The sequence below is a fragment of the Aquimarina sp. KJ22-3 genome (assembly GCF_055808215.1).
Genome location: NZ_CM147859.1, coordinates 5,271,635 through 5,291,881, shown reverse-complemented (window position 1 = coordinate 5,291,881; position 20,247 = coordinate 5,271,635). Strand labels below are relative to the sequence as shown.

Genomic DNA, 20,247 nt, shown 5'->3' with positions numbered 1-20,247 from the left:
TTTTTGTATTTATGGAAACAAGGCGACAATTTTCCTGAATTCCCTTTTTGTATCTTCTGATGGGATACTATTTCCTAAGTTCCTGGGATTAAAATCTTTTTTGTTTTTGTCTATAAAACAGGCAGCAGTAAGTTTCCATATTCCTGAATACGGTTTTTCTATTTTATGTTGATCACAAAGGGTGACGATAAAGGCTTTTAAGTCTACTTGTTTTGCAATCCAATGAATACGGTTTTCTGGCAGTATAACTTCTCCAGAGAATACTTTTTTAAATTGAGTGTACGAAGTATTGGTATGAATATACTTGCTGTCCAATAACTTATGGAATATATCCAAAAACTTTGGATTGTTTCTATTAAAGAAGAGGGGATCTGATTTAGAGCCTATAAGAGTATAAGAATTTGAAATGTTGCTCCTATCCTTATTCTTGTTTTTTGATGTAGTGGTTTTAATTTTTTCATCTTTATGATTTGATACATTGGTTTCTAATTCTTCCGATAAGAAATCAACATATTCTAATGCAGTTAGAGCTACTTTTTTAGTCAATAGCAGATCTTTATATTGCCTTATCATCAAAGTTAGAAAGTTAGCATATTCCGGAAGATTATTTTTGAAAGTCTCTTTCAAATGATATTCTAAAAAATTATCAATATACTTGAGAGCGGCATCGAATTGACTTAATTTGAGTGCAAACCAGTAGTCATAAGAATCATCATTATTTGGGATCAGCACCTTTTGGTTTAGGTAATATAAAGCACCTTTAAAATCAAAGAAACCAAGTTCTATTTTATCCTTAAGTTTTTTCTTGTTTTTATAGATGTTTTGAAAATTTAAATAAACACCATCATTCGGTTTCTTGGTTAAATAACTTGTGCCGTATTGTATACATATTGAGCGCGTGTTTTCATACAAATGGAATAAATGCTCATATTCTTCCCTGATATATTTTTCTCTTTTTGTGATTTTTAACTCTTGTTTTATGAGTTCAAGCTCATACCTCCAGATATCCGATAATTCGATATCAAAATGGTCAAGATGATCTATATTCATTATCTACGCGATTTCCCAATTGTATTTCAATAGTAAAGAAAAATAAATTTTTTTCCTATTTCTAACTATTGATCTGTGCCAAAATAGTTGGGTCTTTTATTTTATCATCTTCAGATAATAGCTTCATTTTAGAAATAATTTCAGCTGATTTTGGATCATCATCTATAAAAGGTAAAAATAATCTACCCCTATGCTGACTATGAACTGGTATGATAGATAACTTCAGGCCATTTTTACTTACCAAACCACTTCCCAAATGAATACTGTAATTAGCGAGTTTTCCATTTACAATAATATGACGTTCTTTTACAGCAACATTATCAGCTTTGAACAATCTCGCAGTTTCTCTGGTCAGTGCTGCACGCATTTCCATGGTTGAATGGCTTGCTTCAGGATCCACCCCACCAACATGAGCCACACTTACCACTAAGTCAATATCCCGCATTACTTCACTAAAAGTAACGGGATCAATTTCTTTTAGAGGAATTGGCTTGTAATCTTTTCGAGAATAAAAACTGATATACTCTAACGTAGGAGTTTCAATATCAGCCGGAGAAAACCAATCTGCCATGGCAAACATAGTTGCGATATATCCCTTTTTATGATATACCTTTTGCAATCCTTCTTCATGACTTACTGTCCATCCTCTTGATCTTAGTAATGCAATTGTCTTTTTAGGCTGAATTTGATGTCCTTGATATCTTTCGGACCGAGTAGCTGTCTCGATCTCATTTTGAGTTATTATATACAACTCCCTAAAAATCTGTTTGAATGGTTGAATTAGTTTATGATCAAAAGCATGTTTCTGGTATAAATCCCATTCAACATTTTCATATAAATGTGAAGGGTGTGCAATGACAAAAGTATTATCACTTTTAACTTCAATCTTTTTACCATCCAGATCTTCTAAATAACCTTCTTTCCAAAATCCGGACTTCTTATTCTTTTTATCAAATAAGACCAGTTTAGACAACATCGACTTTACAACAGGATGAAACATAATATTTACAATTTCCTTAGTACCAAATTCTTCTTCCTGTAACATTGCATTTTCCAAAGAAACTCGTGTTCTGGAATATTGCTTTTTTAAATAGGTCTTGTTCTTTTGTAGTTCAACTACTCTTTTGTCTTTCTTATATTTTGCGGGGATGGACTTTTGAGTTTTTCCATCCTTAGTTATTTTAATATCTGCTTTTCCATGTTCATCTACAACAAGCTCAAGGATTACATTATCAATTTCTAAGACTGCCTTTTCCATGATTTTTTGGGTGGCTTGTCCTTCCATCGCCCAGGAAAATCGAATACTATCATCATATCCTGCATTACGGGCTAAGTTATCCAAGGCAATACTTACTGCATTTTTTTCACTTTCCTGTCTCTGAGCACCAAATTGCTTGCTTTCCTTTAAGAATTCCTGTAAGATATTATATCGGTTAAGTAGGTCTTTTTGTGGATTTGCTTTACTTAATGGAATTAATCCAAGAGCTCTAACATAATCTTTATCCCTTTTCTCATTTATTTTTGCAAGAGTTTCTCGAATCTTTACTTCTCCTAGCATTACACCGGAGTATAATTTTACTAAGCGGTGTCCATTACCATCGGAAATGTATTTTGCAGCATCGTGTAAGAGTTTCCAGTTTTGTTTGCCAACTCCTGGATATACATCGTGAAACCAATTAATATCTATGGCACCTTTGGCAAAATCCATTCGTTCTACATTGGAGTATCTTGAGATCAAGGTTTCTTTCTCGGCATTCATGTAATCCGCAGCATGGGCATGGAACCACCATATAGCATCTTCTAATTTTTTAATTCCTAAATGTTCTTCTATCCAATTAGCCCATTGTGGTGCGTATAGCGCCGTTTCAATCCATCTTTTTTTAGATATTTTGGATTCTTTAGCTAGCGAAAGGAAATCTGAAATTTCCTCGGTTTCATTAGGAATACACTTTTTAATCAGGCTGCTAAATGTATTTTTTCGGGAGTCATTTCCGCTCCAGAAGTACCCTCTATGGAATGTTTCTTTTCCTAATCTTCCCAAAAGCTTAAACAGATACGAACTTCCCTCTACTTTTCTAAAATGGTCCATATAGGAGGAAGCCTCAGTTGGAAGATCTCCACGTTCTAACTCAATATTCAAAAGGTTTTGTTTGATTTCATCAATCAATCTTGTTGGCAATTCTTCTTGTTCCAACATTTTTGTCCTGTAATCAAAACTACCATCTAATGCCCTAAAGAGTTCTGGATTTACCAAAATTTGATATTTAAGATCATCTTCATTAAGGAATCCTTTTTTAAACAAATCTACCGTGACCCATACAGGGGGTGGAGTCGGTTTTATTGCATGTGGGTTGATTTGAGCAATAGCTTCCATATTTTCTGGAGTTTTTGGATGTATTAACTTACTTGCCAATAAGTACATCCTTAAATCCCAGAACCTCTCCATTAATTTTTTATTTACCTCTTGCCCTAATAATTCCAAATCAATTGCTGATACACCCATACCTAAATTCTCAACAATATCACACCAATGGGTCACTTCCTGATTCCAGTGATCTTTATGAACAATTTTGGTCTTTAATTGATCAGACATTCGGGCAATCATATCTTCCAATACATCAATTTTGAATTGGATGATGGTATTGTGATCGATATAGGCATCATACAAAAAACTTAATATTCTATGGATTTTTTTATTGATGCTATCCCATTTCCATGTATTGTCAAGTTTTAACCCTTTGAGATCGGGAATATATTGTTTTACAAACGGAATAAAGTGATTGTGTCTGGTAAAAGTTTCCGGAAAGTGATAACAATAATGAATCATAGCAAGCATTTCAAAATCATTGAGGCGAGATTGCTCGTACCATTTTTTCCAAACATCAGTCAATGGAACATACTTGATCTTTTCTTTTGGATCCATCTCATAGGCTTCAATATTCATTAAACTAATTGTGTTCCCTAGAAGTACAGTTTCTTTTACACCACTTGAATATACAGCCTCATATTCAAAGTTTTGATGATTTGTGAATATATCAACAAGGTCGTTTATGGCGTTCACCAATTTTTTATCATCGATTAAGTCTGCAAAGAGAAATCCTTGTTTTTGAGATAGTTTTGAAACGACACTTGATAGGAGGGATTTTTTGCCATTTTCAAAAATAATCTTAGGAGTGACCAGAGGTTTTAAATTCTTATAATCCACAGCACCAAACCCATTTTCAAAAGAGAATTCTTGATTGTTTTTAGTAAACTTGTCCAGGAAAACCTGTTCGTTTTTAGAAAGTTTGGGCTTTTTCTGATAGGTGTTTATTTTGTCAGTCACGAATTCTGACATGCGATTCCCATCATGCAACACCGTCAAAATCTCTAATGCGGCCAAGCGCTGGTCGATTTTAGAAGAATCGATAAGGGTAGTAGTGGTATTTTGTATTTTGTGCTGATTTTGTTGTAGTACTAAACGAATAATACTTTCTCGCAATATTTTACTTTTTCTGGATAGTAGATCTTCTAATACATGCATATCATCAGCATTCAAATCCATGGATTCAAAAAGGCGAATACCTGTTCCCATAACAGATTCATTTCTGTCTTTGATGGCTTGATAAACCAAATCTCTTTTCCAGGGTTCTTTTTTAAGATCAATCTTAGGTGGTTTTTTATTATTTCGGTAATTATAGGACCAGGTATAGTGATCTGGGAAGATCTTATTAAGAAATGTTTGTCTTTTTTCTGAAGGGATCTTGCTAATATCCTCTGCCAACAACTTTGTTTGTTCTTTATTAGCATATTCTACCAGAAAATCATAAAAAAAGTCTGATTTGATAGTATATGATACCCAAGAGAAAATTTGACCTTGTATAGATTTTCCCTTTGTAGGCAAATCATCGCCGTATTGTTTAATTTTTTTAAATAACTGGTCATCTATACTAGGACTCTGAGGAACTGTTTGTAATATCCAAAAGTCAATCTCGAGGTCTTTTCCAAAATTAGGATTAATCCAATCCCAAATCTTGTGGTGTGTCCTTTCTGTTTGTGTGATGAACATGCATGCAAGGATTTTCTTGTCCTTTTTACCGGTATTAATAAGGTCAATGGCTTTTAAATTAGCTTGATCCACATCTTCTAATCCAATACACCACAATGCAACATATACTTCAAGATTATCTTCGCTTTCTAAGGCATTTTCAACTAATGATTTGTCTTCAAAGAATGAAATACAGAATTCCAACACCCTTTTTATGGTTGCGCTTTTTGGAGCTTCCCATCCAAAACCAAACCAGGTGTCAACAGCTCTTATGACACTACTAAAACGCATTAAGTTATGGTCTAAGATGACCTTTATAAAATACCGAAGTGCTCCAACCGAGGTTTCATCAAGTGATTCTAATATAGTTTGTCGTAACCCTTCTTGTCGCTGTGCAGCAAGTAAAAGATCTTCTAGCAGTTTCCAATTTTTTAGACTATTAGTTAATAATAATCCTTTTACCAATGCCCTTGTTACGCCTCCTATCTCGTCTTCTCCCTGAAAGATATCTCGGATGAAGATATACAGATTTTCTGAATGTTCTTTGCTACTTAAAGCTGCGGCAAATAGATACGCATTATTACTATAGTAGGCTTCATTGTATACATCATATTGGGCAAGCTCAATAATCGTAAGTCCAGCATATCCTAAAGCTCCTGTTTGGTATAAATTCTGGAGATAAGTTATTTTGTTTGCAGTATAGACTTCATTCGGTTGGGATCGAAATGACCTTCGATTATAGCTATTTTGATAAGGGGCGATAAGGATTAAATCCCAAATTTGGTCGATAAAATCTGCTTGTACTTCTCCAAAAAGAAGTTTAGCTAGTTTTTTACCTTCGGATTTTTTCCATGGATTTACAAGAGGGTCCTTCCCGAATTGTTCAGTAAAGGGTTTGGCATTGATCTTATATGAATAATAGCTTCTTTTATACTTTTCATGTAATTGGGTTATCATTAACCCAAGAATTCTATATTTTTCACTAAAATTGTTAAGATCACTAATTTTTACTTTGGGTAATTTCTTACTTTCTATATAAGCTTGGGCTTGCTCCTTTTTTATCATATTTTTTCGTGTTTTACCAATAAGTGCCTGTTAAAAATGTCATTCTTAAAAAAGTAATGGTGCTATCGGGGCTGAGTATAATAGGATTATCCAGTGATTGGATCTCTTGATCATCAATAAATACTAAAAACTGTCCATCTTTATATCCTTGTAGTGCTATTTCGATACTTTGTTCGACACTTGCCTTGTCGAGGTTATGTATTTCGCCAAAACCTATTTTCCCGGTTTCAGATTGTTCTTGGATCTCAGATGGTATCAAAAAGGGAGTAAATGATTGTGCTCTCTTTCTTTGTTGAAGCGATTAACTTCACTTTTCACAAAGGCCGTTATCAAATCTTGCAAGGTATTAATGGCACCCATTATTGAGATGTTAGTTGTGTATATTTTCTTTTTTCCTAGGCGTTTCAGGCGGATGGTAAGTTCTTGCATTTCATTATGCTATTTGTCCTCATAAAACTAGAGAATTTTGATCTACAAACTTATTTTTATTAAAAATTATTCTATTCCCGAGCTCAATATTGAAATTGTTGAGATTGTTTCTGTATGTTTTTTTGTTCTTGACTACAAATAGTAAGTGTCAAGAAAAGATGAAATGTTACCTTTTTTGGAGTATTACAGAAATTCTCAATGGCTTAGGAGTCTTTTTTAATAAATTTGAGAGTAACCTTCTAAGACCATAGTAAATGAATAAGATAATACTCATATTTCTTCTTTTTGTACAGAATGTTTTACTATCCCAAATTGACACAATCAAACTTGTTTCATGGAACATTAGAGATTTAGGACAGACAAAAAATACCGAGGAGTTAGAGCAAATAGCCGATGTAATTAGGCATGTTGATATTGTGGCTATTCAAGAAGTTGTAGCAGGTTATGGTGGAGCGCAAGCTGTTGCAAGGTTAAGTGATATATTGAATAGAAAAGGTGACAAATGGGACTATATAATAAGTGATCCTACAAATAGTCCTCCCTATATGACAGAACGATATGCATTTATTTGGAAGACGAAGTATATTAAAATTAAAAATAGAGGAAGATTATTAAAGGAACTAGATACAGAGCTTGATAGAGAGCCACTATTAATTGATTTTTATATTAACCGAAAAAAATTACGATAATTAATTTTCATTCACGTCCTTTTAAAAAAGATCCTAAACCTGAAATTAAAAATTTATCAACATATATAATAGATTCATTACAAACACCTCTTATTTTGACAGGTGATTTTAATACTAATGAAAATCACAATGTATTTTTATCGCTAAAAAATAAAGGGTTTAAATCGACGGTGCAGGATACAAAGACTACTTTAAAGTGGTCTTGTACGGGGGGTAACTACCTTAATTATGCTATTGACAATATTTTTTATTCCGAGAAAATTTTAAAAATTAAAGGAAAAGTTATTGATTTTGTAAAGCTATGTGATCATCTTAATGAAGCTAGGAAGCTTTCAGATCATTTGCCAGTTTACTTAGAATTTCAATTAAAAGAATGATTTAGAATCTTAAAAACCCCTTCTTATTTTTCGATTTATCATCTTTTCCCTAATCAGGAATGCAATCTGATACCAACATATTTACTGAGTTTTCTGTTACAGCATCAATAACATGTCCAAATATATTTTGAAGTTTTGATGACCTTCCTCCTAAAATAGTTCCTCTTCCTAGTTGATCATGAAACAGTTCTTTACCTTGTATATGTTTCCTTGGTTTATTATTAACAGTATAGATCTGTAATTAGAAATGGTATAACATCTTTGAGGGGATAATTCCCTTTGATATTTGAGTTAACATAACCCTTCATATTAACTGGGGTTTCTAAAAAAATGATTTTTTCTAAATCTGTTTTTTCTGAAGGGGCTTTTTATAAGGAGTAAATTCATATTTTAAAAATTTTGAGTTACAACGTATAATTGACAGGGTAATTAGACTGAACAACAATAGCTTTATAAATATGCTGTTTTCGTTATTGGTATTCATAAGTGTTTAGATTTTAAGATTCTAGTTGCGATTTCTGTACAAGGGAATAATTCATTGTTAGCAGAAATCAACATTTTTGTATTATTGATATAGATGATATTGTAACCAGGTCTACAGTTTTTGTATCTATAACGTAAAGCTATAATACCCTTGCTAAGACCTTTTTCTTTAGTGATATCAAAGACATAATGAGAACAACTTTTTTTAAAAATACATTTTCTTCGTTTTGATTTAGGAATGAGCACCCAATACATTTGAATAATGGTTAAAAGGAAAATTCTCATTCTTTTATTTTAGAAAAAACTACCATTTGTCTAGAGGTTGTATAACCGGGTCTTCCGCCAAATCCAAAACATCCACTTTCGGGTTGTACAAATGTGGTCACACTCTCTAATCGAATGTATTTCCAACCATAATTTGAGTGATATTTAATAATTTCTTCTAATTGTTCTGCAACTTGTTTTGAGGCAACTTTATTTTGAGTTACAGATGCCACAAATGGGATTACTTTATATTCCATAGTTGATTATTTTAGTTATAATCAAAGCTAAGAAGTAAGCAAATCAATCTATTACGTAAATTCGTAATCACTAAAAAAAAGAGCAATATAAAACTGCTCTTTTCATAACTAATTAGAAGTATTAGTCCTCCCAGCCACAAAGAGTTCTACCCATTTCCCTGGCTTTTGATATGGAAACTTCATAAATTTTGGTAGAGCATCTGGATAATCCTCTACAATCCTTTCTATAATGATATCTTTTGCTATTTTTCCCTCTACATATGTAAACCTTAGGATCATTTTGATACCCCACTAACATTAAAGAAAACAGTACGAGTATAGACTTTATGCTATTTATTTGAAGAAGAGATTTATTCAACAGGAACCCTAATTTTATTTTCCGAAACATTCATTCTAATTTTATCTAATGTAACAAACTTTGGTTCCCGTATTTCTTCTTCATAAGGTATATCTTTCCATACTTTATGAATTTGAGCAACTATGATTTTGATATCAACATCAATGCCTTTGGTAAAATTATCATTGTATAATTCAATTGTAAAACCTCCTTGTAGTAATTCGATATTTCTTCCAGAATCTGAAGTTCCATTACCATTGTTAAACACATAGATATCATCATTTTTTTGTGTCATGAATTTGTAATGAACATTATCTCCTAAATTTGTATTGCTAAATAAAGAAATTCCAGTTATTGCTAATTTAGACAAAGCTTCATAACCCGTCACTACCCCTAAAATATTTAGACCTTCAGATATATTATCATTTACAGCGTTATAATCTTGCTTAGCTTGTTGCCCAACACCTAACCAATGTGACCAGGCTATTACTTCTATAGACTCATAAGGATGCTGAGCATTAGGAATATATTTGTTTTTGGGGAGGTACACATTGATATGGGAATATTGGAATTTACCTATTGCTGTTTCTGAATGTACACGTTCACTCTTGGATAATAAATTGGTAAAAATTGTATCAATCTTGACTAATTGTTTTTTAGTTTTCTTTATAATTTTAGGGATGTAACCAACAAGGCTATCTTCTTGATACCTTGTATATGTGGTGTCACGGATAGTCCTCCATTTCCAATTAGTATTAAAGTTTTTGGTTTTAGGGCTTATTGGAACTCTTTTGATAGAATACTTAAAAATTCTATTCGTCAAAGAACTATTATAAAATCGAAACTTGTAAACGCCTTTATTTTTTATTACGATTCGCTTATTATTTAACCTCGTCATTTTGTATTCTGAAAATAGAGTTTGATTTGGTAATGATACAATTTCAAGCTCTTTAAGGTGTTTTCCTTTAATCATTTCAAAATCAAAAATGATTTCGTCCCCTTTCGTAAAACTGTAGTAGATTTCTTTTGTTTGATCGAAGGAAAGTTTAACTGTTTCAGTTGTTATACGGATGGGAGTCTCTTGATTATAAACAGAAATAGCTTTTAATAAGAATAATAAAAATATAGTTTTTTTCATCTATTGTTTTTAATGTAGATTTTAAGATTAAGGTGTTTCAAGAGTTTAGCTTGTTGCAAGAACAAGCTAAACTCAATAAATGGTTAATCGCTAATTAATTGATGATTTTAGGTCTACGCATAAGCGATTAACTTCCAAACAACACTTTTGTTATCATAAGGAGGAAAGGTTTCTCCTTCGGTTAAAGGGATTGTTGTAGATGGATTACTTTGAGATTCCCATACTCCTGATTCTGGACATTTTTCTCCTGTCTTTCTTGTTGTTCCTAACGGTACTTTTGCCATAATTTTAAATTTTAAAGTTATTATGTTTCAAACTTAAAACCGTTGCATTACAATTCCTTACGAATATTCGTAAGGAAGAAAAGTTTTACAAATGATAGGTAATTAAAATAATAACACCTCACATTTTACTATATGAGGTGTTAATTATCTTTTTAATTTGAATTACGATATCTTTTTCAGTTTTTATTATAAAAAACCAAGATCTTTGACTATGGCAATTAAGTGAGTTGTGTTTTTTGCTTTAAAATCATCAAATAACTTTCCTACTTTTTTATCTATAGTGCTTTCACTATTGGGAGACTTTTTTGCTGCTTTAATTTCTTTGAAATTTCCTTTTTAGTAAGCCCATTTGCTAATTCTTTTAAAATAAGAATGTCAAAATCATCAAGGTTGATAGTGTTATTTTTATTCAATTTACCTGCTAGTTCAGAAGGAATGTAGATGTTGTCTAAATATACTTGTTGAAGGGCTGATGTTAATTGTTTTATAGAATCTTGACCTTTGCATACATAACCGTTTATTTCCTGCTTATCAAAAAGTGTACTAACTTTATCGGGTTTAGTTTCTTGGGAATAAACTATGGTTTTAATACTTGGCTGTATTTTTTTGATCGCATCAATAAGTTCTATTCCATTTTTAGGGTTTCTTTCTCGATGGTCTTTTTTGAATGAGAGGTCGGTGATCAACAATTCAAAAGGCTGATCATCCTGATGTGCTTTCCTAAATTTGAGATATGCATCATAACAATATTGAGTATCACAAATATTTGGAATACCTATCTTTTCTTTTAGGTGATTGACTATACCTTGATTGGCAAACTCATAATCCTCTGCAATTAATATTTTTTTGAACATATTATATTCTTTTTAACTCAAAATCTGTATTTTGACTTTGAAGCCATTTTCGTTTTCTAAATCAAATATAATTGTTCCGTTAATGGCTCGAATACGCTTTTCCGTATTCCGAAGTCCATTTTTATGCTCCATACTTTTTTTAGAAGCCCCAATACCATTATCTGAATATGCAATGGTAAGTTTATTTGCTTGTTGAGTAAATGTAATACCCACAAGCGTTGCTTCACTATGTTTTTCCATATTAACCATTAATTCCTGTAAAACCTGATATAATGTGATCTTAATGGCTTTGCTCATTTTTTGCCAATTAACAGCATAAAAGTTTCTTAGTACTAATCTAGTATGATCAGAATTAAAACTATCAAGCATACTATAGAGTTGAATATCGTATTCCCCTTCTATGTCAAACCCACTATATTCTTGTGAGATATCTCGTGCTTTATCATAAATTTCGTTTAATTTTTTGAGAATTATAGGGTCTGTGGGATCATTTTTAACCTGCATCATAACCTGGAATACATTATTGCCAAGGTCGTCATGGATTGTTTTAGAAATTTGAGTCTCCACCTCATAAGCAGTTTCAACTACCTTAATTTTCGCTTCTTGCTGACTACGTCTAATACGTTGTATTGAAAAATACAAAACAAATATGATTCCTATTATTAAAACTGTAATACCAAAACTGTATTGTATATTTTTATTTTTTTGCTTTAAGATCTCTGATTCTTTTTTAGAATTTTCCTCGCTGAGTTTTTCATTCTCATATTTAGTAACAGCATATACTTCTTTGTTACTTTGATTAATTCGCTTTAGTTTTTCATTTACTTTATGATAAACTTTAGCTTCTTGATTAGTATTTTCTTTTAACTGGAAAACAAAACCTAATGCCTCTAGAATGGCAGTCATACTATTTCTTTTTTTGGCATTTTGATAAGCATTTTCAGCATATAGCAACGACTTTTCTTTATCAATATTAAAATAATATTTTGTAAGATGAATATTACTTGCAATTAGTCCTTGTACATCATTAAGACCTTCCCTAATAGATAATGCTTTTTTTAATAAGGAATCGGACTGAGTATTATTTCTGTTTTCAAGCCACTTTATATGACCTAAATTACTAAGTACTCGAGCATATTCTTTTTTACTTTTTAACACAATAGAATCCGACAACAGTTGATAAAGAACAGAGATTGATTCATTGTATTTTTTCTGATCTGCTAAAATATTAGCCCTTGAATTCTTTAACTTTAGAAAATTATTCTTTCCAATCTTATGAATTAATAAAGAATCTGTTCTTAAACCTAGTGCTTTTGAGTTGTATTCAAGAGCTTTTTTATAATTTTTTTGAGCACGATAGGAAATCGAAATATTAAGATATAGCCCAGACAGTTTTTTTAGTTCTGAGCTATTTTTCAAATATTTTAATCCATCAATTGCAGTCGTTTTACTTCCTATGAAGTCACCTAAACCCTTTTGGATGTTTGCCATATACAGTAAACTATTGCCAGCAGAGGCACTATCTTTAATTTTTCTAGATAATTTAAAAGCTTCATCATGATATTTAAATGCTTCGGTTAGTTGATTGTTATTTTTATGATATATTCCTAGCTTAGTTAATGCTTTTTTAACATATAAACTATCGTGATTTTTTTCTGACAAATCATATAATTGGTATGAATATACAATTGCACTATCATACATTTGTGCTTTACCTAATAACCAAGTTTTTTGCAGTAATCCTTTATAAATTAATGAGTCCTGTCTATAACAATAAACACCGTTAAGATATTTGTCTAAATTCTTCAATCTATCAGAAATCGTTAAAGATGTATTATTGCTAGCGTTGTAGTAATTTTGAAGATTACCTAGTGATTCTTTTAGTTGGCTTTTATTGTTTTTTATTTGAGGCGAAGCAATCTGAATTACAAGTAAACAAAAAATAAAAAAGAAGGATTTAACAGAAATTTGTTTCATCCTTCTAATTTAAAAATAAAAAAAGCCAATATTTAAGAAATGATTATTTTATTGACCTCCTCCTTCATCTTCTTCTTCGATTTCCGGGTCTTCACCTTCAGTAGCTAATACATTTGTATATACTTCTTCGGATTCTTCCAGATTATCAATAGAGCAAGAAGTAAGGTTCATGCTCATAAAAAGAGCTATTATTATATAAAACAAAGTTTTCATTTTTTTCAAAATTTTCACATTAAACAAAGTGGATGCTGTCCGGGGATTTGGCCCAGATATGTTTGCTTTGCAGCATCCGTTAGAAAAGGGAGTACTCCTTTGTTTTTTGGAAAGTGAAAATTCCCAGCAGTCACATTTAGCTACTTTCCAATTGGCTGAATACCAACTGCATTACGAATTTTCGTAATAACTAGTTTTGTACATTTACTATGTTAGCATGACATCGTAAGAACTAGCTGTTGAGACAAATGTATTAGATAGTTTAGGGGTTAGTATAGCCAAAAGTTAGACTTGTTTTAACCAAGTTTTAGACACTTGTAAACATTGGGTTTTCGACGGGATTGTCTAATATTTGACTAACAGATTTTTTTAGATTTTTAGTAATGGATCAGAAAATTGTAGGTAGAATTGTTAAGGAAATGTTTGAAAAAGCAAAAAAGGGAAGCGCTTCTCATACGAAGTATGCATTATCAAGTTATATCTCTAAACAAATGAATGAGGTTTTTGGTTATAGAACGCCTGAAAGAGCCTATGAAAAATATATTGAAGGTAAAAAAAGAAGTAACCCTAATGGAGATAGTGTTGATTTATTCTGTAAATACCTTGGGTATGAAGATTATAAGGAATACGTCGAGAAGAATAGTAATATTACAACAGAACCTAAACCGTCAATAAGGCTTTATATTAAGATATTTGTAGGGGTTAGTGTATCCATAGTACTATTAATGTTTATAGGTTCGTTAGTGAAAAAAGATGGTACTAAAATTAATAATTCAAGTAAATGTATGGCTTGGGTGAATAATCGTTATGAAGAAATATCTTGTAATCTCAATTTTCACCCTAAATCTGGGGAAAGGATAAAACCTTACGATCCCAAGTTAGTTACCAATTTTAAAAAAATTGAAGTGACTATACTAACCAAGTTTTTCTCTGAAGAAACTCGTGAACCTTTAATATGGTATTATAAGAATAAGAAAGGAGAGATAGAATATTTTACAGCACCCGGATTACACCCAACAACAGGAAAAACCTTAGATGAAATTACTCCATATATTATAGAGAAATATGTTCCTAAGCACATATATAAACCAAATTCTTTTATAAGTAATGATGAGAAAAATTAGAGATAGGAGATTTTTTGAATTTTGTATGGATTTTAAATAGAACTTAAAAAAACATGAAATAACAACAGTTTTGGCTTGTTGAGTTTAGAGATATTGTATGCAAATCATATGCACATTAAAAAAGGCTTTGTGAGATTAAACTCTACAAAGCCTTTTGTTTAAAGGTGGTCCCACTTGGGCTCGAACCAAGGACCCCCTGATTATGAGTCAGGTGCTCTAACCAGCTGAGCTATGGGACCTAAAACGGACGGCAAATTTAAGGATTTGACCAATACACGCCAAACATTTTTTATTTTAATTTATATCCTGACAAAGCTCTATTAAAACCCCATTGGTGCTTTTGGGATGCAGAAAAGCAACGAGCTTGTTGTCTGCTCCACGTTTGGGGGCTTTGTTAATGATCTGAAACCCTTCTTTTTCTAATCTTTCCAGTTCTTTTTCTATATCATCTACATCAAAAGCAATATGGTGAATACCTTCTCCTTTTTTGGAGATAAATTTTCCTATCGGACCTTCTTCATCGGTGCTGGCCAGTAATTCGATTTTACTCTCTCCAACCTTAAAAAAAGAAGTAATCACCGCTTCGCTTTCTACTTCTTCCTGTTTGTAAGGAGCTACACCCAATAGTTGCTCATACAACGCATTGGCTTTGTCGATATCCTTTACGGCAATACCTAAATGTTCTATTTTATTAATGTGACTCATTTTACTTTTTTATTATACGATGGGATAAAATTAAAATAATTTTAGTGGTTTTAAGAATAAACATATCACAAACCCATACGTTTAAAAGCAGCGCTTTCAAATCTTTTTCTGTAAGCATAGCTATTTATTTTTCGTAGAAAATCTTGAAGCCTTGGAAAGATTTTAGGAAAATAAATATGGTTTTCAACCTAGTTGAAAAATGCCTAAGAAAAAGTGCCTTTTCTTTTGATTCTTTTCTTTGGGCAAGCAAAGAAAATGAATGAATTATGGAAAAGTACTGTTTAAGTTATCTAAAAGATAAAGTGTCTTAGTCTTAAATAATATTAATATGTATTTTTGCACCTATGGAAACAAACAGACAGAAAAAAATTGCTGGAGTATTGCAACGCGACGTAGCCGATGTAATACAGCAAGCACTGCGTGATGCTGGGGTGAAGGGGATTTTGGTTTCCGTGACCAAGGTAAGTGTTACTACAGATCTTTCTATCGCAAAAGTATATATGAGTATCTTTCCGCATGAAGAGGGAGAAAATGTACTAAAGGAAGTAAATGCTGTAAAATCACAAATCAAACATCAGGTGGCATTACGTACCAAAAATCAACTACGTCGTATGCCAGAGATGTACTTTTTTATTGATGATTCTCTAGAATATATCTCTAATATAGAAAAAGCGGTAAAGGGAGAAGAAAACCCTATTCATAATCCAGATTTATTGGAAAGGCGTAAAAAGAAGTGAATTTTTCATACTACATCGCCAAGCGATATCTATTCTCTCCAGGGAGCAGTAATGCGATCAATATTATTACGATCATTGCAGCAACCGGAGTAGTTATAGGGGCGATGGCCTTGTTTTTGGTATTGTCAGGTTTTGCCGGGCTTAAAGATTTTAGCCTTCAGTTTTCGTCTTATTTTGATCCGGATCTTAAGATTTTTCCCGCTAGTGGAAAAACATTCACTTTCGACGCTACCCAAAAAGAAAAATTAAAAGGTCTTGAGGAAGTCGCTCATTTTTCTGAAATAATAGAAGAGCGGGTTTTTTTAGAATTTAGGGATAAGCAGAAAGCAGCCTTCATAAAAGGAGTCGATCAAAATTACAGCAATGTGATCCAAACCGACAGTATTATCGTGTATGGAGAATGGCTGACCAACAATGATTTTCAGGTAGTTGCAGGTAACGGCATTAGCCGTGAATTAAGCATGACCGTGGAGCCAACCTATACCAATTTGTTGAGTATTTATGCTCCCAAACCTGGTAAAGGAATCCCGAATGATCCCTCCAAAGCGTTTCGAGTAGAAAAGGTGGTAAATATTGGTATTTATAGTGTAAATGAAGAGCTGGATAAAAAGTACATTTTTGCAACTACAGGTCTTGCCAGAGCCTTGTTGGATCTTCCAAAAGATAAAGTTACGCATATAGAACTAAAACTAGCTCCAGGGGCAGACGAGGCGTCACTTAGAGAAAAACTTTCTTCGATTTTTGGTCATGATGCGATTGTAAAAAATAGAGTACAGCTCAATGATACCCTATATAAGATGCTGAATACCGAGAATCTGGTCTCTTATCTGGTGATTACTCTTATTGCGATCATTGCCTTATTTAATGTTGCAGGGGCTATCATTATGATGATTATCGACAAAAAAGGGAATGCCAAAACCCTTTACAATATTGGAGCTACGGTGCCTATGATTCGAAAAATATTTTTATTTCAGGGATCATTAATGACGGTGCTTGGAGCCATTTTGGGATTACTTTTAGGGTATATCCTTATCGTATTACAACAGCAATTTGGCTTACTAATGATAACACCATCGTTGGCCTATCCCACAAAAATTACCGTAATGAGTTTTGTGGTAGTATTTCTTACCATAACGGTCATAGGATTTATAGCCTCATTGCTAGCATCTAGTAGAATTAACTACGAGTTGGTGAGTTAATCTCTATACAAACTGATATCCGGCAAACTTTTCCAAAACTTCGTCAAAAGCAGCAAAAACATCATCAGGATGATCGCTGGTTACCATTTTGGTGCGATATTCTTTGAAGTGTGGAATGCCCTTGAAATAATTGGTATAGTGTCTTCGTGTTTCAAAAACACCTAATTTTTCTCCTTTCCAATCGATAGACATTTGTAAATGTCTACGCGCTGCGGTTACACGCTCTTCAATAGTAGGGGGAGCTAGATGTTCTCCTGTCTTAAAAAAGTGCTTTACTTCTTTAAAAAACCAAGGGTATCCAATGCTGGCTCTACCGATCATAGCACCATCCAAACCGTATTGATCTCTCATTTCTACTGCACGTTCTGGAGAGTCTACATCCCCGTTTCCAAACACAGGAATATGCATTCTGGGATTGTTTTTTACCTCGGCAATGGGTCTCCAGTCGGCATTGCCTTTATACATTTGGGCACGAGTACGACCATGTATTGAAATGGCTTTACAACCCACATCTTGTAAACGTTCTGCTACTTCTACTATTCGGATAGAATCGTGATCCCAACCTAACCTTGTTTTTACGGTTACAGGTAGTTTGGTATGCTCTACCATAGCTTTTGTAAGCGATACCATAAGATCAATGTCTTTTAAAATTCCTGCTCCAGCGCCTTTGCTCACTACTTTCTTTACAGGGCAACCAAAATTGATATCGATAATATCGGGTCCTGAGGCTTCTACAATCTCTACAGATTTAAGCATCGAATCCAGGTTGGCACCAAAGATTTGAATACCAACAGGTCGTTCTTTTTCGTAGATATCTAATTTCATAACACTCTTTGCAGCATCCCGAATGAGCCCTTCGCTCGAAATAAATTCGGTATATACCACATCAGCCCCTTGTTCTTTACACAAAGCACGAAACGGAGGATCACTTACGTCTTCCATCGGTGCTAATAACAAAGGAAATTCTCCTACATCTATGTCTCCAATCTTAGCCACAGCAACTATTAATTTTTGGCAAAAATACGAATTATAATAGACCTAAGAATTGAAGCTAGGAATATCTGGGGTAAAAATACCGTGAGAGATGACATAAACCTTCTAAAATCAATTATATTTGCAAGTCATTAACAGTGTGAAAATTGCGTGAGGGATAGTAGCAAGCTACCCTGTAGCGCGGAAAGCCCGACCTGTAATGAAATGGAAGGGCACGCCCAAAACCTATTTGAGAAAGAAGAATGAAGCATATTAGAAACTTTTGTATTATAGCGCATATCGACCATGGTAAAAGTACGTTGGCAGATCGGCTATTGGATTATACCGGTTCGGTAACTGCTCGTGAGGCGCAGGCTCAGCTATTGGATAATATGGATCTTGAGCGAGAACGTGGGATCACCATCAAGAGTCATGCGATACAAATGGAGTATACGTACAAAGGAGAACAATATGTGTTGAATCTTATTGATACTCCTGGACACGTGGATTTCTCTTATGAAGTTTCTCGATCTATTGCTGCCTGCGAAGGAGCATTGTTGGTTGTAGATGCTGCACAAAGTATACAGGCTCAGACCATTTCTAACCTGTATTTGGCTCTGGAGAATGATTTGGAGATTATACCTGTACTTAATAAAGTAGATTTACCTAGTGCGAATCCAGAAGAGGTAACCGATGATATCGTGGATTTGTTAGGATGTGATGCCGAAGAAGTAATCCCTGCCAGTGCAAAAACCGGTATTGGGATCGAAGAGATTTTGGAAGCGGTAATCGAACGCATACCTGCCCCAGAAGGAAACCCTGAAGAACCATTGCAAGCACTAATTTTTGATTCGGTGTACAACCCTTTTAGAGGAGTGGAAACTTATTTTAGGGTAGTTAACGGAGAAATCAAGAAAGGGCAACAGATTAAATTTGTTGCAACGGGCAAGAACTATTTTGCTGATGAAATAGGAACGTTAAAGTTGAATCAGGTTCCTAAACAAGTTATAAAAACTGGAGATGTAGGATATTTGATCACAGGAATTAAAGATGCAAGGGAGGTAAAAGTAGGAGATACCGTTACCGATGCCAAAGTGCCTACTCAAAATGCGATTGAAGGATTTGAAGATGTAAAACCTATGGTATTTGCAGGGATTTACCCGGTAGATACTGAGGATTATGAAGAACTTCGCGCTTCTATGGAGAAACTACAGCTTAATGATGCCTCACTGGTATTTACACCAGAGAGTTCTGCGGCTTTGGGCTTTGGTTTTCGATGTGGATTCCTGGGGATGTTACACATGGAAATTATCCAGGAACGACTAGAGCGAGAATTTAATATGACCGTAATTACTACGGTTCCTAACGTATCTTATCATGCGTTTACCAATAAAGAACCGGATGAGGTCATTATTGTAAATAACCCTTCGGACTTACCCGACCCTTCAAAAATGAATCGGGTAGAAGAGCCTTTCATTAAAGCTTCGATTATTACCAAAGCAGACTTTGTCGGTCCGGTAATGTCATTGTGTATCGAAAAAAGAGGACAAATTACCAATCAAACCTATCTTACTCCAGAACGTGTTGAGCTGACTTTTGATATGCCTTTGGCAGAGATCGTTTTTGATTTTTACGATCGTTTAAAAACGGTTTCCAAAGGGTATGCTTCTTTTGATTATGCCCCTATCGGTATGAGAGCGTCAAAACTGGTGAAAGTAGATGTACTTTTAAATGCAAATACGGTAGATGCACTTTCTGCCTTGTTACATCAGGATAATGCATACGATATTGGTAAGAAAATGTGCGAAAAACTGAAGGAACTCATCCCTAGACAACAGTTTGATATTCCTATCCAGGCAGCCATTGGAGCTAAAATTATTGCTCGAGAAACGGTGAAAGCCCTTCGTAAAGATGTTACTGCCAAATGTTATGGTGGTGATATTTCTCGTAAAAGAAAATTATTGGAAAAACAGAAGAAGGGTAAAAAGCGTATGCGTCAGGTAGGTAATGTAGAAATTCCTCAGGAAGCATTTATGGCCGTACTGAAGTTGAATGACTAACGATCA

The 20,247-nt window shown here is 33.5% G+C and carries 19 protein-coding genes and 1 tRNA gene; 6 read left to right on the top strand and 14 right to left on the bottom strand.

Annotation, left to right across the window (positions count from 1 at the left end; all coding sequences use genetic code 11):
* Positions 1-9: 9 nt before the first annotated feature.
* From AC0L3Q_RS24460 to AC0L3Q_RS24450, 3 genes are all read right to left on the bottom strand, one after another.
* Positions 10-1,050, bottom strand: a complete 1,041-nt coding sequence (locus AC0L3Q_RS24460) for a hypothetical protein (RefSeq protein WP_473283787.1) — start codon at positions 1,048-1,050, stop codon at positions 10-12.
* Between the two features lie 61 nt (positions 1,051-1,111).
* Positions 1,112-6,142 carry a DUF5724 domain-containing protein gene (locus AC0L3Q_RS24455; protein WP_473283785.1) on the bottom strand — a complete coding sequence of 1,677 codons (5,031 nt, stop codon included), beginning with the start codon at positions 6,140-6,142 and terminating at the stop codon, positions 1,112-1,114.
* A gap of 13 nt (positions 6,143-6,155) precedes the next feature.
* Positions 6,156-6,401: a hypothetical protein gene (locus tag AC0L3Q_RS24450; RefSeq protein ID WP_473283782.1), complete on the bottom strand. Its 246-nt coding sequence runs from the start codon at positions 6,399-6,401 to the stop codon at positions 6,156-6,158.
* A gap of 424 nt (positions 6,402-6,825) precedes the next feature.
* Between AC0L3Q_RS24450 and AC0L3Q_RS24445 the strand changes: the two genes are divergently transcribed.
* Both AC0L3Q_RS24445 and AC0L3Q_RS24440 read left to right on the top strand, forming a co-directional pair.
* Entirely contained in the window at positions 6,826-7,260 is a 435-nt protein-coding gene (locus tag AC0L3Q_RS24445) for an exonuclease/endonuclease/phosphatase family protein (RefSeq protein ID WP_473283780.1), read from the top strand.
* 95 nt (positions 7,261-7,355) lie between these two features.
* Positions 7,356-7,637 carry a hypothetical protein gene (locus AC0L3Q_RS24440; RefSeq protein ID WP_473283777.1) on the top strand — a complete coding sequence of 94 codons (282 nt, stop codon included), beginning with the start codon at positions 7,356-7,358 and terminating at the stop codon, positions 7,635-7,637.
* A gap of 480 nt (positions 7,638-8,117) precedes the next feature.
* Here the strand turns inward: AC0L3Q_RS24440 and yidD are convergent, their stop codons facing one another.
* The 8 genes from yidD to AC0L3Q_RS24400 form a co-directional block, all read right to left on the bottom strand.
* On the bottom strand, positions 8,118-8,405 hold the full coding sequence (gene yidD, locus AC0L3Q_RS24435; RefSeq protein ID WP_473283774.1) for a membrane protein insertion efficiency factor YidD: 288 nt from the start codon (positions 8,403-8,405) through the stop codon (positions 8,118-8,120).
* Positions 8,402-8,641 carry a hypothetical protein gene (locus tag AC0L3Q_RS24430; RefSeq protein ID WP_473283771.1) on the bottom strand — a complete coding sequence of 80 codons (240 nt, stop codon included), beginning with the start codon at positions 8,639-8,641 and terminating at the stop codon, positions 8,402-8,404. The genes yidD and AC0L3Q_RS24430 overlap by 4 nt, the downstream gene beginning before the upstream one ends.
* Before the next feature lie 108 nt (positions 8,642-8,749).
* Positions 8,750-8,920: a hypothetical protein gene (locus tag AC0L3Q_RS24425; protein ID WP_473283769.1), complete on the bottom strand. Its 171-nt coding sequence runs from the start codon at positions 8,918-8,920 to the stop codon at positions 8,750-8,752.
* A gap of 71 nt (positions 8,921-8,991) precedes the next feature.
* The gene (locus AC0L3Q_RS24420; protein WP_473283766.1) at positions 8,992-10,116 is read right to left on the bottom strand and encodes a hypothetical protein; all 1,125 of its coding nucleotides are present in this window, start codon (positions 10,114-10,116) and stop codon (positions 8,992-8,994) included.
* Positions 10,117-10,229: 113 nt separating this feature from the next.
* A complete protein-coding gene (locus AC0L3Q_RS24415) occupies positions 10,230-10,400 on the bottom strand; it encodes a YjzC family protein (RefSeq protein WP_473283763.1) in 171 nt (56 codons plus the stop codon).
* 275 nt (positions 10,401-10,675) lie between these two features.
* Entirely contained in the window at positions 10,676-11,254 is a 579-nt protein-coding gene (locus AC0L3Q_RS24410) for a response regulator transcription factor (RefSeq protein ID WP_473283760.1), read from the bottom strand.
* Between the two features lie 12 nt (positions 11,255-11,266).
* Entirely contained in the window at positions 11,267-13,231 is a 1,965-nt protein-coding gene (locus AC0L3Q_RS24405) for a tetratricopeptide repeat-containing sensor histidine kinase (RefSeq protein ID WP_473283757.1), read from the bottom strand.
* Positions 13,232-13,279: 48 nt separating this feature from the next.
* Positions 13,280-13,408 (bottom strand): hypothetical protein, encoded by a 129-nt coding sequence (locus AC0L3Q_RS24400; RefSeq protein ID WP_473283754.1) that lies wholly within the window; start codon positions 13,406-13,408, stop codon positions 13,280-13,282.
* A 419-nt stretch (positions 13,409-13,827) separates the two neighbouring features.
* On the opposite strand from AC0L3Q_RS24400, the gene AC0L3Q_RS24395 reads away from it, so the two are divergent.
* Complete coding sequence (locus tag AC0L3Q_RS24395) at positions 13,828-14,568, top strand: hypothetical protein (protein WP_473283752.1); 741 nt, start codon at positions 13,828-13,830, stop codon at positions 14,566-14,568.
* A gap of 165 nt (positions 14,569-14,733) precedes the next feature.
* Here AC0L3Q_RS24395 and AC0L3Q_RS24390 read toward each other — a convergent pair.
* Positions 14,734-14,807: transfer RNA gene (locus AC0L3Q_RS24390), tRNA-Ile, on the bottom strand.
* Between the two features lie 55 nt (positions 14,808-14,862).
* Positions 14,863-15,264, bottom strand: coding sequence for a methylmalonyl-CoA epimerase (mce, locus tag AC0L3Q_RS24385; protein WP_473287012.1), 402 nt, complete (start codon positions 15,262-15,264; stop codon positions 14,863-14,865).
* Positions 15,265-15,617: 353 nt separating this feature from the next.
* Between mce and rbfA the strand changes: the two genes are divergently transcribed.
* Both rbfA and AC0L3Q_RS24375 read left to right on the top strand, forming a co-directional pair.
* Positions 15,618-16,010, top strand: a complete 393-nt coding sequence (gene rbfA, locus AC0L3Q_RS24380; protein WP_073316214.1) for a 30S ribosome-binding factor RbfA — start codon at positions 15,618-15,620, stop codon at positions 16,008-16,010.
* Positions 16,007-17,209, top strand: a complete 1,203-nt coding sequence (locus AC0L3Q_RS24375; protein WP_473283749.1) for an ABC transporter permease — start codon at positions 16,007-16,009, stop codon at positions 17,207-17,209. Before rbfA ends, AC0L3Q_RS24375 begins: the two co-directional genes overlap by 4 nt.
* Before the next feature lie 3 nt (positions 17,210-17,212).
* Here the strand turns inward: AC0L3Q_RS24375 and dusB are convergent, their stop codons facing one another.
* Positions 17,213-18,205: a tRNA dihydrouridine synthase DusB gene (gene dusB / locus AC0L3Q_RS24370; protein ID WP_473283747.1), complete on the bottom strand. Its 993-nt coding sequence runs from the start codon at positions 18,203-18,205 to the stop codon at positions 17,213-17,215.
* A 239-nt stretch (positions 18,206-18,444) separates the two neighbouring features.
* Between dusB and lepA the strand changes: the two genes are divergently transcribed.
* Positions 18,445-20,241: a translation elongation factor 4 gene (gene lepA / locus AC0L3Q_RS24365; protein ID WP_473283745.1), complete on the top strand. Its 1,797-nt coding sequence runs from the start codon at positions 18,445-18,447 to the stop codon at positions 20,239-20,241.
* The last annotated feature ends 6 nt before the right edge of the window (positions 20,242-20,247 follow it).

Coding starts and splice junctions, on each gene's coding strand:
- AC0L3Q_RS24410 (WP_473283760.1), bottom strand. CDS start 11,254: ATGTTCAAAAAAATATTAATTGCAGAGGATTATGAGTTTGCCAATCAA.
- AC0L3Q_RS24430 (WP_473283771.1), bottom strand. CDS start 8,641: ATGGAATATAAAGTAATCCCATTTGTGGCATCTGTAACTCAAAATAAA.
- AC0L3Q_RS24405 (WP_473283757.1), bottom strand. CDS start 13,231: ATGAAACAAATTTCTGTTAAATCCTTCTTTTTTATTTTTTGTTTACTT.
- AC0L3Q_RS24460 (WP_473283787.1), bottom strand. CDS start 1,050: ATGAATATAGATCATCTTGACCATTTTGATATCGAATTATCGGATATC.
- AC0L3Q_RS24415 (WP_473283763.1), bottom strand. CDS start 10,400: ATGGCAAAAGTACCGTTAGGAACAACAAGAAAGACAGGAGAAAAATGT.
- lepA (WP_473283745.1), top strand. CDS start 18,445: ATGAAGCATATTAGAAACTTTTGTATTATAGCGCATATCGACCATGGT.
- AC0L3Q_RS24395 (WP_473283752.1), top strand. CDS start 13,828: ATGGATCAGAAAATTGTAGGTAGAATTGTTAAGGAAATGTTTGAAAAA.
- yidD (WP_473283774.1), bottom strand. CDS start 8,405: ATGAGAATTTTCCTTTTAACCATTATTCAAATGTATTGGGTGCTCATT.
- AC0L3Q_RS24400 (WP_473283754.1), bottom strand. CDS start 13,408: ATGAGCATGAACCTTACTTCTTGCTCTATTGATAATCTGGAAGAATCC.
- rbfA (WP_073316214.1), top strand. CDS start 15,618: ATGGAAACAAACAGACAGAAAAAAATTGCTGGAGTATTGCAACGCGAC.
- AC0L3Q_RS24420 (WP_473283766.1), bottom strand. CDS start 10,116: ATGAAAAAAACTATATTTTTATTATTCTTATTAAAAGCTATTTCTGTT.
- AC0L3Q_RS24425 (WP_473283769.1), bottom strand. CDS start 8,920: ATGATCCTAAGGTTTACATATGTAGAGGGAAAAATAGCAAAAGATATC.
- AC0L3Q_RS24445 (WP_473283780.1), top strand. CDS start 6,826: ATGAATAAGATAATACTCATATTTCTTCTTTTTGTACAGAATGTTTTA.
- AC0L3Q_RS24455 (WP_473283785.1), bottom strand. CDS start 6,142: ATGATAAAAAAGGAGCAAGCCCAAGCTTATATAGAAAGTAAGAAATTA.